Source organism: Dyella sp., assembly GCF_035486915.1.
Classification (GTDB): Bacteria; Pseudomonadota; Gammaproteobacteria; order Xanthomonadales; family Rhodanobacteraceae; genus Dyella_B.
In genome coordinates this window covers 26,983-42,017 of record NZ_DATHMR010000033.1, presented here as the reverse complement: position 1 = coordinate 42,017, position 15,035 = coordinate 26,983, and the positions used below count along the sequence as shown (strand labels likewise).

The following is a 15,035-nucleotide window of genomic DNA, read 5'->3' as shown; positions in this document are numbered from 1 at the left end:
AAGTGGGCCGTTCTTGCGGCCGGAGGTTACTTTCCCGACTGCAGCAAGCCCGATAAGCCTGCGCACTGTGAGGAGACGGGCGGGGCACCGCCTCGCGGATATAGCGCTTTGTTTGTGATCGATGCACAGACCGGCGCAGTTATCCGCGAACTCAAAACGCCGACCGACATAGATGGCGTGACAAGCTATGGCTTATCGACGCCCGTACTTGGCGACTACAACAACGATAACGTTGACGACGTGGCCTTTGCCGGCGATTTGGCAGGCAACCTCTGGCGTTTCGACCTCGCTTCGCCCAATCCCGCCAATTGGAAAGTGACGCTCGCGTATCGCCCCGCCGTGGCAGGAGCACAACCCATCACCGTGATGCCACGGTTATTTCCCGATCCGGCGACGAATCGCTTTATCGTCGTATTCGGTACGGGAAAATACCTGGGAGATGGTGACGTCACCAGTGATGACGTACCTGTGCAGTCTGTCATAGGGACTCGTGACAGGCTGGATCGTAGCGGCTTGTCCGTCACCGCGACGCGCAGCGATCTGCAGGTACAAACAATGAGTCAAACAACCGTCGATGACCCTGATGATCCCTACGACGGCGGGGTGTTGCGCTCTCTCTCTTCCAATCCGATACCGCCTGGTGCGGCTGGCTGGTATATCGATTTGAATACCGAGGCTGGCGAACGCGTGGTGGTAACACCCTCTGCACTCTTCAACACCAATACGGTTTTGGTGAGCACATTGGTTCCAAAGGGATTTAATTCGCCACCCGAGGGTGCCCTGATGGCGATCGATGCCGCCACGGGAGGTCCGGGTGCTACGTTGGCTTCGGTCGCCGGTGTTTCCTATGCAGGCGCGGCCTTAAGTCAATCGATCAGCACAGGAACGCTGCCGACAGTCACACCAGTCGGTGGCGGGAAACTATTGTTTCCGGGCCTGAAACTCAAAGGCAAGACGACAACGCCAGACGTGCCTCTGTCATTGGAAAGCCCACTGTGGCGACGTCGCTCTTGGACGGTATTGAGCACAACGCAATAAAGGAACAAACGCGATGGAACGCATGCGAGGCTTCAGCTTTATCGAAATCATGATCGCAGTTGTAGTGGCCGCCCTATTAATGGCAATGGCGACGACGGCATATAGCCGCTATGTATTTCGCGCTCGCCGAGCGGACGCGCATCACATGCTGATGACGATTGCACACGCTGAAGAGCGTTGGTATGCCACCTACAATCGTTACACCGATGATATGAGCAAGCTTGGTTATGGCGCCTCGCCGCACGCTTATTATGAGCTGGCGTTGACGGTGGACGATGCAGCGGCACAGAGTTATTTGGCAACGGCCATGCCCATTGACGCGCAGACTTCAGATGCTTGTGGTGAGCTGACTATCGATAATGCGGGGCGCAAGACGCCACAACGCGATGACGAACCAGCCAACGCAAACGGCAATTGCTGGTGAAGAGAGGGGGAGCAAACCGGTACCGACTACGATTGCGACAACCTCTCCGCTAGTCCGGAGTAGCGCCGCGTGCGCTGCGAAAGCGCTTGCTCCAACGCCGCTCGGCTGCTTATCAGGCTCAACCAGCTGCGCGCTCGCGTGATACCCGTATAGAGCAATTCACGCGTGAGGATGGCCGGAGCGTCATCGGGCAGGATCAGCGCCGTGTGCTCGAATTCCGAGCCTTGCGACTTGTGTACGGTCATCGCGTAGACGGTTTGCGTGTCACCCAATCGGGAGGGCAGCACACAGCGCACCTGGCTGCCATCGTCTGCGGCGTCCGCATAGGGTGAGTCGCGCGTTATCGGAAATGCCACATACAGGCGCAATGACCCATCCGGTCCACGCATGCGCAAGGTGACGCCGACGTCGCCGTTCATCAGGCCCAGGGTGTAGTCGTTGCGCGTCATCATGACGGGGCGCCCTTCGTACCATCCGCGGTCCGATTCGATAAGTCCGGCAGCGAGCAGTTTTGCGGCGATATCCAGGTTGATGCGATCCGTGCCCGAAGGGCCGTGACGCACCGCGCACAACACCTGGAAGTGACTGAACGCGTCGAGCACGCCGCGCGCCCATGGTCGGTAGCTCGCATTGTTGGCGTCGTCGGGCGGCCGCGTTTGGCGCAGATGCTCCAGATAGAAGCGAAAGCCATGTGGCCGATGCTCCGATACGTCGTCGCTGAAAGGCGCGGCGTTCCCGTCCAGCGCAAGCGATGCCCCTGTCATGCCTTCACTGATCCAGGCCACATCTTTTGATTTGGTGCCGAGCAATGCGCTGACGCGTGTGTTATCGCCAGCGTTCACCGCCGCCGCTAACTGGCCGATACCGCTTGTGGCGTCGAAACGATGACTGCTTCGCAGCATGACAATGTGCTGATCGAGTGGCAGTGCGTCGTCGGTGACATAGCTTTCAACATCGTCGCCGCTTACTGAGCGCAGCCATGCCGCCGTGGCGGAATCGTAGTGCGCTTCATCGGCCCGTCGACCAAGATCGCCCAGCACCGCGCCTGCTTCTACCGAAGACAGCTGATCCTTGTCGCCAAGCAAAATCAGGCGTGCGTGGGCGGGAAGGGCATCGAGCACAGCAGCCATCATTTCGAGATCGATCATCGATGCTTCGTCGATAACCAGCACGTCCAGGTGAAGCGGATGTTGGCGGCTGTGCGCATAACGCCGTGTATCCGGACGCGCGCCGAGCAGGCGGTGAAGCGTTTCGACTTCTTGCGGAATGGATGCGCGGGCGTGTGCGCCGACGTCCAGTTGGGCGATTTGCTTCGCGATGGAGGCATTAAGGCGCGCGGCAGCTTTCCCGGTGGGGGCAGCCAGACGTATGCGCAGTGTCGATGCGTTTTCACTTAGCTGCAGCGTTTGAAGCAAACCAAGTAAACGCACGACCGTGGTGGTTTTACCTGTGCCCGGGCCCCCGGTGATGACGCTGAAGGCACTGCGCGCCGCCAGTGCGCACGCGACGCGTGCCCAATCGACGTTGTGTTGGGTGGCAGTTGGAAACAGACGTTGCAATTCTTGACGCAGCGTATCGGTAGGCACGGCGATAACACCTAGCCGCGCCTTGATCCCCTCGGCGACGCGTCGCTCGTATTGCCAATAGCGACGCAAATACAGACGGTGTTGATCCCGGACCAGCGGCGCATTGTCCGGCAGACCCTCGTGTCCGGCGAGCATGGGCGATGCGAGAAGCGGTTCGGCATGCAGCAGATCGCGCCACGCCGTTGGCCACTCCTGTTCGTCCGCTAACGTGTCGAGTGCATCGAGATTCAGGCAAGGATGACCATCGCCGAGTTGGTGGCTCGTCAGCGCGGCCATAAGCAGCAGCTGTGGCGAAGCAGACGGGTCGCATTCGGCGATAAAGCGCGCAAATGCCATGTCGAGCGGACGCAGCACGCGTTTCGCGACGGCGTCGTTTAACGCTGCAAGCAGGGCGTCACGCGACATAGGAGCGGACTCCTTGCGCAAATAGTTTGTCGAGTGCATCGATGAGTGCAAACGGCAGCCGCTCCGTATGCACGCCGTGTCCGGCATGATCGATACCGCGCAGGTAGAGGTAAAGCACACCGCCTACATGACGCTCGTAGTCGTAGCCCGGAAGCCGGGCGCGGAGTTGCCGATGCAGTGCGAGCGTATAGATGGCGTATTGCAGATCGTAACGCGATTGGAGCGTGGCCTCGCGCATGGCCGCTGCGCTATAAGCACTCGTGTTATCGCCCAGCCAGTTGGATTTGTAATCGACGACGTAGTAACGCCCGTCTTCTTCAGCGATCAGATCGATGAAGCCTTTGAGCATGCCGTTGACGTGATTCTGCGCCAGCGTCGGGCGCGGTTCGGCATTCAACGTATGCTGCGTGACGAGGTGGTCGAGATATTGTGTATCGACGTGATTTGCCTCGAACCAGAATTCAAGTTCGGCCTGGTAACGGTGGCGATTGTCCAGATCAGCCAGCGTCAACGTGCCGCCATCCGGTAATGGCAACGGAGTGCGCAGCAAGGTTGGCAACCATTGCATGAGTGGCACAATCCACATTTGCCAACCGCGTCGCTGACAACGACGGGCTACGTATTGTTCGAGTGTCCCCGGATTTTCCGCGGTGGAGGCAAAGCCGTTCTCCGCTATCCATTCAAAAATATCGTGTAAAAACGTTCCAGGTTCTGCGCCACGCGGAAACGCATGGATGCCTTGATCGCTGTCGCTGACGACGCGTTCGATGGATTCGCGCGCCGCTTCCGTCAGCACGTCCTGCGTTGCTGTTTCGGGTGCAGCTTGGCGCACCACGTCGCCGGCACCGTGAGTCAGCGCGCTGTAGCTGGCAATCCACCACGCTTCCGGGGGCGTTAACGTATATTGACGCGCTGAACGCATAGGCACTGTGCGGTGCGTGCCGGGAACCAGGCGAGCGATATCTGCCGGTCCGGCGGCGACGTTCAGCTGTATATCGCTTGCGTTTTCGCACAGCGCTTGAACGCGGGGCAGAAGACTCAGCGCTTCGATCGGCGTGCCGCCAGAAAGCACATAACCGAACGCCGATCGATGCAGAACCGGTTTCTTGCCTGAGCCTTCCACCACACAGGCGACACCGAGCCAGCAGGCATGTTGAGCGCGGGTCAGGGCGACGTATAGCAGACGCAGGTCTTCCTGCAAGCGTTCGCGCTCGATGCGCGTGTTGGCCTCTTCGTCCGGTTGAAGGTCGATCCATGGCTGGCCTCGATCGTCGTGCCACGATTGAACGCTTCCGCGCGGAGCATCCTGGAAGCGGCAGATAAACGGCAACATTACGACCGGATATTGCAGGCCCTTGGCCTTGTGGATGGTAACTACCCTGACCAAGTCGGCTTCGCTTTCAAGCCGGACGATGTGTTCTTCGTTGGTGTCGCCCTCGTGTTCGTCGGCGCGCCGGATCTGTGCTGCGAGATAGTGAATCAGCGCGTACTCGCCATCGAGACTCGTGGATGCATGCTGCAACAACTCGGCCAGATGCTGCAGGTTGGTCAACACGCGCTCGCCATGCGACGTCGCCAGCCATCGTGACGGCAGTTCGAAGTGGTGTAGCAGGTTCTGCAACATCGCAAGCACACCGTGGCGCTGCCAGATGGATTGAAGCGTCCGAAATCGCTCGCCGCATGTTTCCCAGTAGGCTTCATAGTGATTGAGCCGATCCAGCTCGGCCAGACTGCGATGCATCGTTGTACTGGCCAGCGCAGCGCGCATGGCACGGTCGGAGGAAGGCAACGCACAGGCCTGAAGCCACTGCAGCACGTCCTGTGCCTCGGGCGATGCGTACACGGAGTCACGTTCTGACACATACACACTGGGGATGTTGCGCTCGTATAGCGCTGCACGCATGGCGTTGGCTTCGCGACCATTTCGGACAATCACCGCGATGTCGCGGGGTCTCAATGGCGTTCGTGCATGCGTGTCATCGGTGAAGCTACACGAGCCCGACTGCGCGGCATTAAGCATGTCGGCGATGTGTGCGGCCGCGTGAGAGGCCGCCTCCCTGACGTAGCTGCCGACATTCAGCGTCGACGAGTTGGACAGAACATTAAGCTCAAGCGCAGGCATGCGCTGGTCGCGATAGTGAAGCTCATTTTTCAACCCTTTGGCATGTACCGGATTGAAAGGCAATCCATGCGCGCCATGACCGAAGCCGAATGCGCCGTGCGAATGCTTGTCGGCGTATTCGAAGATATGGTTCACCGCAGCAACCAAACCGGGTTGGGAACGGTAGTTGGTGGTGAGCGTCCAGGTAGGCGTCTGCGCCTGATCGCGCGCGTTCAAATAGGTGTGGATGTCTGCGCCGCGAAAGCCATAGATGGCTTGCTTCGGATCACCGATAAGAAGCAAGCCGGTATTCGTACGGTTGGCGTAGATGCGTTGAAAAATCTGCCATTGCAGCGGATCGGTATCCTGAAACTCGTCAATGAGCGCAAGCGGATACTGTGCGGCAATCGTTTGAGCGAGTTGTTCGCCATTAGGCCCTCTTAGCGATGCATCGAGTTGGCGCAGCATGTCGTCGAATCCGGGAATAGCCTGGCGTTTTCTAATTTGCTCGACGCGCGCGGTAATCCATGGCGCAGCATGAGCGAGTAGAAGCGGGGCAAGCGGCGGCTCAGCGTTCCAAAGTTGTGACAAGGTTTGAACTGCAGCAAAGGCCTCATGCGTGGGAGTGATGCCACTCTTGCTAGTGGAGTCATTAAGATTGGCTTGTCCATATTTGCCGACAAGCTTTCTGTCGGCGCCGGCTCCCGCAGCCCATGCACGCAAGGCAGCTATGTCGCGGTCGAGGTTTTCGGGCTTGTAAGAAGTGTTCTTGAGTGAACGATTGATCGTGGCCGTGCGAAGCATGTTCTCGATGGCGTCCGCGTCAGCTGACCACAAGGTTCGTGCAGCGTGTTCTGCTTCGCGTCGGGGTTTCTCGCGCTGATGTAATGCGGTGACGAGATCGTCCACCACGGGCAGCACATGACCATGCATGCGCAAATGGTTCAACGGTTTGTACAGAAGCAGCTTGACGGCGCGTTGCAGCGTTTGGGGATCTCTCCACGCACCGGCTACGACTGCGGCGTCGAGGTCATCAAGTGGCGCGTAAAAGCGGCGCCAGTAGTCGCGCACGGCTTCCATGAGGCGTGCGTTTTCGTCGACGATGGCATCGGACGTGTCGCTCCCTTCAAACGCATGCTGAGCAAGCATGCGCTGACACCATCCATGAATGGTGTAGATGGCGGCTTCGTCCATCCATTGAGCCGCGAGATCGAGCTGTCGCGCGGCCGCGGCGCGTTCGTTGGTATCGGGGTACTCGGCGATCAAATCGCGGAGAAAGTCGTCGGGGATCAGCTGATCGCGAAAGGCCGCTGCGGCAGTAGCCAGACGGTCGCGAATGCGTTCGCGAAGTTCGGCTGTGGCTGCCCGTGTGAATGTAACGACGAGAATTTGCGCGGGTAGCTGCGACGCCTGCCCACCGTGACCTAGCACCAGACGCAGATAAAGCGCAGCTAGCGTCCAAGTCTTGCCGGTGCCGGCGCTCGCTTCAATAAGACGAATGCCATGAAGTGGCAAACGCAATGGATCGAGCGGCGCGACGGTGCTCATGCGTTGCTCTCCAGCACTGCAGCTTTCAGCAGCGGGCGATAGAGCACAAGCCATCGCTCGAAACCTTCGGCGAATAACCTGCCGAAGTTTGGCCATGAGCGAGTCAGATACGGTTCCGCGACGACTTCACCCTGAGGAGCATAGGGAACATCGCTGCCCTCATAGCAAAGTCGCGCTGTTTCCGCCGCGTCTTTTCCGGCTTCTTCGGCCAGTAGCCACGCGAACGCGGTGCGGCGCGCGATGGGTAATGGCGACTGCATGCCGTTGCGCCATGCATTGATGAGCGTATTCAAATAGGTGCGGGCGTCTTCGCGTTCGCAACGACTCAATGCAATGGTTGCATCCGTTGAAAAGAAGCGCGTCGATAGTGGAACGTCGCAAGCATTCGCGAGCAGTTGCATCACCCAGGCGCGAAGCAATTTATCGTAGCGAATGACTTTGCCGTGCAACAGTTTTCCGGGCGATGTGAGCAGTCTGACATGTTCATGATCACCGCTCGAACGAAGGTCATCCAGCCATCCTTCGACCACTAGACCCTCATGTTCGTAGCGCAGCTCACAAGCGTCCAGCGGCGTTGACCAATGGTCCATGGCAGCGCGCCAGCGCTGGAGAATGCGCTCCACCGTATCGCTTGCTTCCTCCATCGCCAGTGTGCCGAAGCCGCCGGCGGGCAGTACGCCCTGCTGCCGCAGACGGCTGGCGGCGCGGGAGAGGGCGGGCACGGCATTGCCTTCGCCAGCCATCAACGCTTGCTGTAGCAATACATCGGCTGCGGCGTAGTTTTCCAGGCCGTTCAAGACAAAGGGTTCATCATCCTCGGGGCCGATATCGATATCTTCGAAACGCACCTTCAGGCGTTCGTTGTAGAAACTTGCCGCGGGATTGAAGAGAAATCGCTGCAACGTCACCACATCGATGACCGATTCGGATTGCCATGGTGTGAGTGGCGTTACATCGATGGCCGATGACGACTCGCGTGCACGCGCCCACTCGGATGCGTAGGTGAACAATGGCGATGCGTCATCTGAAAAATAACGCGAACTGAAAGCCTGCAACGGATGAATGGTGGTGATCGATGCAAGCGTACGTTTGCGCGAATCGGCATCGTCGCCATCAGAAGAAACGTGCCAACCGTTGGCGAGATAGTCGCGCAGCTGGCCAACGAGCACGGACGGCGGCAGCTCGCTGTTATCGCGCATGCTATGACCGACCCAGCTGATGTGCATCACATCGCGTGCCGAGAGCAGCGCTTCCAGGAACATGTATCGATCATCGTCCCGTCGCGAGCGGTCGCCAGGGCGATGCTGGCCCGCTCTTGCCATCAGATCGAAGTCCGGCGGGGAGATGCGGCGTGGATAAGCTCCGTCGTTCATGCCGAGCAGGCACACGACGCGGAACGGAATGGCGCGCATCGGCAACAACGTGCCGAAGTTCACTGCGCCGCCCATGAAGCGTTGCGAGAGATGATTCTGGTCGACGGCTTGCAGCCAGTCTTCCGCAACGATTGACACGGGAATCGGTTGCGTGAATTGCGCTTCGTTGCACGCATCGAGCCAGGTATCGAGCGCATCTTCCAGTCGGTCGATGCGTAGTGTGTCGGCGTCGTCGTTGCGTGTGTCGAAGAAGTCGCGCAGGAGATAACGCAGGCGTTCGCTCCACTGCGCCGGCGTGGCGGGGGAGGTGAACGAGCGCCAATAGCGCTCCAGCGTATCGATCAGCTGATGGAGTTGACCGAGCAACGTCGCTTCGAGACCGCCGACTTCTGCATATGGTGCGATGTCATCAATCGCATCACCGTCGCCGGTGGCATAGCCGAGCAACATGCGGCGCAAGCCGAAGCGCCAGCTGTTCTGCTCGTTGTCGGGAAGATCCAGCGTCTGCTTTTGTTTGCCGTCGAGGCCCCAGCGAATACCGGATTCGGTGATCCATCGGCGAAGCACAACCAAGTCGTCTTCAGCGATATCAAAACGACGACGCAGCGACGGAACGTCGAGCAGATCGAGTACTTCGCTTGCAGTAAAGCGCGACTCGTTGAGGCGAAGCAATTGCTCCAGCGCGACGAGCAAGGGCGACGTGCCACGTCCCGGTTGATCGGCCACGCTGTACGGAAGGAATCGCGGATCGTCCGGTGCGATGCGGCCAAACACAGCTTGCACATGCGGTGCATAAGTACGGATATCGGGCACCATCACCATGATGTCGCGTGGCGCTAGCGGTTTGCCGCTACGCGCGGCGCGTTCGAAAAGATCCAGCAACTGATCGTGCAGTATTTCCACTTCGCGTTGCGGGCTGTGCGCGATGTGAAAGCGCAGCGATCGATCGTTTTTGCGCATGGCCTTGCGTCGCGATGGATCGGCAGGCGCGGGATCGAGGTCCAGTACGGCTTGCTGCACTTGATGCAAGAGTGTGTCGGTGCCAACGTCCCGAAATAGGTCGATGCTTCGCTTGATGGAGGCAAAGTGCTGGCGATAGCGCTCCGGCTGGTCGAATGCATCGAGCTGTCGTATGAAGTCGCGTCCTTGTTTACCCCATGCAGCCAGCAGCGGATTGGCATGTAGATGCAAATCTTCGTACCGCGGCTCCGGCGGAAGTCCGGCCTTGCCAGCGTGACGCCGTTGCTCGGCCATCAGCAGTTCGCGATCCTCGATGATGTCGGCCCAATAGTGACGGCATGGATTGGTGACCAGCAGCAATACCTGGCTGTACTTCGCCAGTGCCGTGAGTGCTTCGAGTGTTTGCTGCGGCAGCGACGTGATGCCAAAGACGACGATCCGTCGCGGCAATGTCTCCGGCCGCGACGTGAGCGATTGCATCTGATGCATAAAACGACGATGCACGGCCGCGCGGTGGCTATCGCGTTGCGCCTGAGGAACGTCGTCGAGTAGCAGTCGCCATAAGCGCGGCTGCCAGCGTTGCTCGGGCGGAAGCTCGGAAACGCGGTTGCGTAACGCATCGCGCAAGACGTCGTTGCGATGCTCCCAATCTTCCAGCCAATCCGCACGAAAGACCTGGTATTGATCGAACTGATCGGCCACTTGCATCGCGAGTCGATGTCGACGGCGCCAGTCAGCGGCGTCACCAAGTAGATTTCGCAGCGGCGTGAAGCTGTCCTCGCCGAGGTGTTGCGGAAGCAACCGCAACAAGCGCCATACCAGGCGCGATTTATCGAACGGCGATGTGGTGGGAACCGCATCATCGCCAAGCGCCGCACGATACGCCTGCCACAGGAACCGGCCAGGCAGCTGCACATCGACGGCGGCGCTGATGCCCAGTCCACCCGCGTCGACAGGACGCGCCAGCGCCATCTTCAACCACTGCGCAATGCCGTTGCTCTGCACCAGCATCACTTCGTTTTCCAGCGGCTGCAGGGGCGCGCGTTGCAGCCACGCCACCAGCAAATCGCGCAGATCTTCCTGGCGATTGCCGTGAATCACCATCAATCCGGGTTCGATAGGGCTGATGCCTGGCGCGATGTCCAATGCTGTCACAGGTTGCTGCGCCGACGGGGTTTCATGGGGCGTCCACGGTCCGAGAGTGGATGTTCCGGCAAGTTTGCCCGATTCGCATCGCAGCATGTGCGACACGAAAAAGCCCCGGGGGGAGGCCACGGGGCTTTGACGTTGCGTGGAATTGGTGGAGCGGAGGAGGATCGAACTCCCGACCTTCGCATTGCGAACGCGACGCTCTCCCAGCTGAGCTACCGCCCCACGCGAGCATCAAATGTTAGCAGTGGGCCTGGGTGGCGCCAAGCCCTGTGTCGGGAAGCAGGCTGGCCAGCTGGTCGTGCAAAACGGTGCGCCGCCAGCCTTCTAGAGCCTCGGGCCACTTGGCCGTGACCACGTATTCCTCCAGAGACTTGCGCGAACATAGCAGGCCGGGCGGAAGATCGAGTTCGACGGCCAGGTTGTCCACGCGCTGCTTCATGGCGGACAAGGCTTGCTTGGCGGCACCTTGCGGGTACGAGGGAATCGAATCGGTTTGGGCAATCTCATCCTCGGTCACAGGCAGCGACAGAAGCTCGAACACTTCCTCTCGCTGCGCGGATCGCAGGGCGCGCTGGCCGCTGCTGCGCTGCTCCAGCTCCTCAAGGTACTTGGGAGGCTGTTGCGCAAGGCTGAGCGCGAGGGCGTCTTCGATCAGCCAGGGACGTGGTCGATCGAGCCGTCGCGCCGCGATATCGCGCCACATCAATATGCGTCGCAGCAATGCCTGTTGTTCGCGCGGCCATTCGGCAGCGCCGCGCAGTGCCAGTTGCGGTTGCGGATCGCCATCGCGCCGACAGCTTTTTCGTTTCAGCCGTTCGCAATCTTCGGCATGCCATGCGGTGCGGCCGCGTTGCGCCAGACGTTCGGTGAGCTGCTGATGGATGGTGTCCAGGTACACGACATCGAGCGTGGCGTACGCGCTTTGCGACGCAGTGAGCGGCCTTTGCATCCAATCGGAGCGTGTTTCGCCCTTATCGAGTTCAACGCCTGCCATCTCCGCGACCAGCGCGCGATAGCTCAGGCCCAATCCCATACCGGCAAAGGCAGCGGCGATCTGCGTGTCGAACAACACGCCCGGGCCTTCCGGCAACCACGGCACGAGCGTTTCCAAATCTTCGCTGGCGCTGTGCATTAGTGTGACCACATCGCTGCGTTTCAAAGGCTGCAGCGCGTTGCCGATGTCGAAGGCGAGCGGGTCGACCAACGCATAGCGTTCCTGCCAGCCAAGCTGCAGCAACGCCAGTTGCGGATAAAACGTATTGCGGCGCATGAATTCCGTGTCCAGACCCACGGCCGTGCCTGCTGAAAGTTCAGCCAGCCACTGTTCAAGTTTGTCGCGTTGGTCGATCCAGTCTGCCTTGGGCGGCTGTACGGGCAGGGTCATGCATATTCCTTGGGACGACAGAACGGGCGATTCGCGATTGCCCAGTCATTGGCGGTGCCATTATGGTAAGCAGCGAACCATAGCAGGCCAGCCACGGAACGCCCACCATGCCGAGCAAGCAAACCGTACAACGTCAGCGTGCGCTGGGTGGGGCGCTTGGCGTCGTCGTGCTGGCGTTCGGGCTCACGTATCACTTTTTCCCCGAAGTTTTTCATGTCAGCCCCGAAGAAGTCGCGAATCCGACATCGCCGATAACGCGCGCGGTGCCCGCGTTGACGCCTGCCCGGGCCGGCAGCGTGCTGCCGACGGCGCAGGACGAAATCAACGCAGGACCACCCCTTACGCTGGCGCCGACCGCCGTAATCGCGGCACGCCTCAATCGCAAGAGTGCGCCATTGCCTGAGCAGCTGAGCGCCGATTCACCCGCCGTGAAGGCCCTGATTGATCGTGCAAGCAAGGCGTTCCTGGCCGGGCAGGTCGCCGGCGACAAAAACAGCGCCTCTGCCTTGTATGAGCAGGCCCTGTCGCTCAAACCGGACAGTCGTGCCGCTGCGCAAGGACTGGATCAGGTGCGTACCCACCTGATTGCCGAAGTGACGCAAGACATCGCGATTGGCGATTCCGAATCGGCAAGAACGCAGCTCGATTACCTTAAAGCAGTGCCCAATTCCGCGAACGACGTGGCGCCGCTTGAAGCCAGCATGAAGACGCTGGTCGAAGTGCGCCCGATGCTCGTCAAAGCAGCCGACCTGCTGCAGCAAGGACATGCCGATCAACCCGCAGGCAACAACGCCTTGGAGTTGTACAGGCAAGTGCAAAAGATCGACGCGCAAAACCCGGTCGCATCGGAAGGTGTGTTGCAGGTACAGCATGTCGTGCTTGATCGTGCCTTGGCCGCGGTCGCACAAAATGATTTCACGGGCGCCGAAAACGCCATAACCGAAGCGCAAACCATCCAGCCCGATTCACCGCAATGGCAACAAGTGCACAACCAGGTGGAAGCCATTCGTCAGCAGCGTGCAACGGGCGTGCTTGCGCAGGCACGTTCTGCGCTGGATGGTGGCAACATCGCGCTCGCCAAGCAATTGGCGGGGCAGGCGCAGGCGATCAATCCGCAGTTGCCAGGCATCGACGAGTTCGAGCAACGGCTGACCAATGCACAGTTGTATGCCAACTACAAACCCGGTCAGGTGTTCACCGATCGCTTCGTCGACATGAACGGTCAATCGCCCACCATGCTCGTTGTCCCCACCGGCAAATACATGATGGGTGCGCCCGATAACGAACAGGGGCGTAACGACTCACAAATACCGCAGCATGAAGTCGCCCTTGGCAAAGGTTTTGCGCTTTCCCAAACGGATGTCACCGTGGGCCAGTTCCGCGAATTTGTACGCGCCAGCGGCTACAAACCCGATTCGGTCAGCATCGGTGGCGCCAGTGTGTACGACGAGAGCTCCGGCGTGATGCGCGATGATTCAAGCGCCACATGGGAGAGCGATTACGCAGGTCATCGGGCCGGCAACAATCTCCCCGTCGTCAATATCTCTTGGAACGACGCCAGCGCTTACGTGCAGTGGCTGAGCAAGCGCACGGGCAAGCAGTATCGTTTGCCGAGCGAAGCGGAGTTCGAATACGCGTTACGCGGTGGAAGCACCACGCGCTACTGGTGGGGTACGGGCACGCCCAAGAGCAAAGTGGAAAATCTCACCGGCTCGCTCGATCGCTCACCCAGCGGCCGGCGCTGGAGCCACGCGTTCCAGGGCTATGGCGATGGTTACTGGGGCCCTGCACCGGTCATGACGTTTGCACCCAACGCCTTCGGATTATTCGACATCGATGGCAATGTCTCCGAATGGATGGCCGATTGCTGGCACGACAACTACGTTCGCGCACCGGTCGACGGCACAGCATGGGTCAATCCGGGATGTTCCTCACGCGTGATACGCGGCGGTTCGTGGGGCAGTTCGCCGGAGCAGGTCAATTCAGCGTATCGGCAAGGCGCGGAGGCGAGTGTGCGCAGTGGACGCGTTGGGTTCCGAATCTTGCGTGAACTTTAATTGGTGTCGGGTGATTAGTTTTATTTAGTGGTAAGGAATCTACCTAGGTCCATGAACCTTTGTTGGGCCCACTATTTCACCAAACGGTTGGTCTGTACTCATCCACAAGCGGAGGTGGGCATGAAAGCTATAACGATGACATTGACCATGTTGCTCGGGATTGGCAGTGTGGCGTTCTCCGTGGCACATGCACAATCCAACACGAACACGGCAAGTATCAGCAGCACAGGTGCAATCACCAGTCAAAATCCGAGTAGCTGGATTAGTGCTGTTACGGTTCAATCCAGCGGAGGTTTCGGTGCTGGGGCTGCGTATCAGGTGACCTTTCGCGGAACCGCGCCAAGCGCATCGTCATGCACCGCAACACCGACGAACTCCGACCTAACCGGCTTGGTAGTGGCGTTCGCCGCTGCACCTAACCAGCTACTTGTGTCATTTCAACAATCCGGGACCAGCGGCGGCCAAGTCACACCTGTAGCTTCGGCGTTCACCCTAACGTGTGCGAGTTCTTCATCCTGATCCATGGGATTTCAGTTCGCATATTTTTTGGAGCACCGCCGTTGCCCCACGTACCGCAGCGTTATTTTGGATTTTTGTTTCTAGCGCTGTGAAACCGGATCAGAAAAAGGGGGCGCAAAAAAAGAAGAATTTTTTATGCGGGAGTAGAGAGGGTATTAAAGCTGATCTGTTTTCAGGTCGGACAACAAAAAAGCCGCATTGCGCGGCTTTTTAAGTGGTGCCCAGGAGAGGACTCGAACCTCCACGGTTTTACCCGCTAGTACCTGAAACTAGTGCGTCTACCAATTCCGCCACCTGGGCAGGTGTCGCAAGGGCCATTTTGGGGCTGTGCGAGCCGCGTAGAGTAGGTGTCCGCTGGCTTGTTGTCAACCATTTCTTCACGGTTTTACCGGTCACGATAGCCGAATGTACGGGGGCATTTATCCGGACCATTCATCAAGGCGATACTAGGCCGTGACCAAAAAAAATGATCGACCCAAGGACAAGGC

Annotated in this window: 7 protein-coding genes and 2 tRNA genes; 3 read left to right on the top strand and 6 right to left on the bottom strand. The window is 59.3% G+C overall.

Annotated elements, in window-relative coordinates; translation table 11 throughout:
* Both VK725_RS03395 and VK725_RS03390 read left to right on the top strand, forming a co-directional pair.
* Positions 1-1,038 (top strand): pilus assembly protein (locus VK725_RS03395; RefSeq protein ID WP_325316646.1); only part of this gene is annotated, 1,038 nt, incomplete at its 5' end.
* A 22-nt stretch (positions 1,039-1,060) separates the two neighbouring features.
* Positions 1,061-1,462, top strand: coding sequence for a type IV pilin protein (locus VK725_RS03390; protein ID WP_325316645.1), 402 nt, complete (start codon positions 1,061-1,063; stop codon positions 1,460-1,462).
* 26 nt (positions 1,463-1,488) lie between these two features.
* Here the strand turns inward: VK725_RS03390 and recD are convergent, their stop codons facing one another.
* From recD to VK725_RS03365, 5 genes are all read right to left on the bottom strand, one after another.
* A complete protein-coding gene (gene recD, locus VK725_RS03385) occupies positions 1,489-3,453 on the bottom strand; it encodes an exodeoxyribonuclease V subunit alpha (RefSeq protein WP_325316644.1) in 1,965 nt (654 codons plus the stop codon).
* Positions 3,443-7,102 (bottom strand): exodeoxyribonuclease V subunit beta, encoded by a 3,660-nt coding sequence (gene recB, locus VK725_RS03380; RefSeq protein ID WP_325316643.1) that lies wholly within the window; start codon positions 7,100-7,102, stop codon positions 3,443-3,445. The genes recD and recB overlap by 11 nt, the downstream gene beginning before the upstream one ends.
* A complete protein-coding gene (gene recC, locus VK725_RS03375; RefSeq protein WP_325316642.1) occupies positions 7,099-10,590 on the bottom strand; it encodes an exodeoxyribonuclease V subunit gamma in 3,492 nt (1,163 codons plus the stop codon). The genes recB and recC overlap by 4 nt, the downstream gene beginning before the upstream one ends.
* Before the next feature lie 143 nt (positions 10,591-10,733).
* Positions 10,734-10,809: transfer RNA gene (locus VK725_RS03370), tRNA-Ala, on the bottom strand.
* 16 nt (positions 10,810-10,825) lie between these two features.
* Entirely contained in the window at positions 10,826-11,971 is a 1,146-nt protein-coding gene (locus VK725_RS03365; protein ID WP_325316641.1) for a ribonuclease D, read from the bottom strand.
* Positions 11,972-12,078: 107 nt separating this feature from the next.
* On the opposite strand from VK725_RS03365, the gene VK725_RS03360 reads away from it, so the two are divergent.
* Positions 12,079-14,028 (top strand): SUMF1/EgtB/PvdO family nonheme iron enzyme, encoded by a 1,950-nt coding sequence (locus VK725_RS03360; RefSeq protein WP_325316640.1) that lies wholly within the window; start codon positions 12,079-12,081, stop codon positions 14,026-14,028.
* A 734-nt stretch (positions 14,029-14,762) separates the two neighbouring features.
* Here the strand turns inward: VK725_RS03360 and VK725_RS03355 are convergent.
* Positions 14,763-14,847: transfer RNA gene (locus VK725_RS03355), tRNA-Leu, on the bottom strand.
* Positions 14,848-15,035: the final 188 nt, after the last annotated feature.

Excerpts from the sequence above, each read along its gene's own strand:
- VK725_RS03390 (WP_325316645.1), top strand. The coding sequence starts at position 1,061 with ATGCGAGGCTTCAGCTTTATCGAAATCATGATCGCAGTTGTAGTGGCC.
- recB (WP_325316643.1), bottom strand. The coding sequence starts at position 7,102 with ATGAGCACCGTCGCGCCGCTCGATCCATTGCGTTTGCCACTTCATGGC.
- recD (WP_325316644.1), bottom strand. The coding sequence starts at position 3,453 with ATGTCGCGTGACGCCCTGCTTGCAGCGTTAAACGACGCCGTCGCGAAA.
- VK725_RS03365 (WP_325316641.1), bottom strand. The coding sequence starts at position 11,971 with ATGACCCTGCCCGTACAGCCGCCCAAGGCAGACTGGATCGACCAACGC.
- VK725_RS03360 (WP_325316640.1), top strand. The coding sequence starts at position 12,079 with ATGCCGAGCAAGCAAACCGTACAACGTCAGCGTGCGCTGGGTGGGGCG.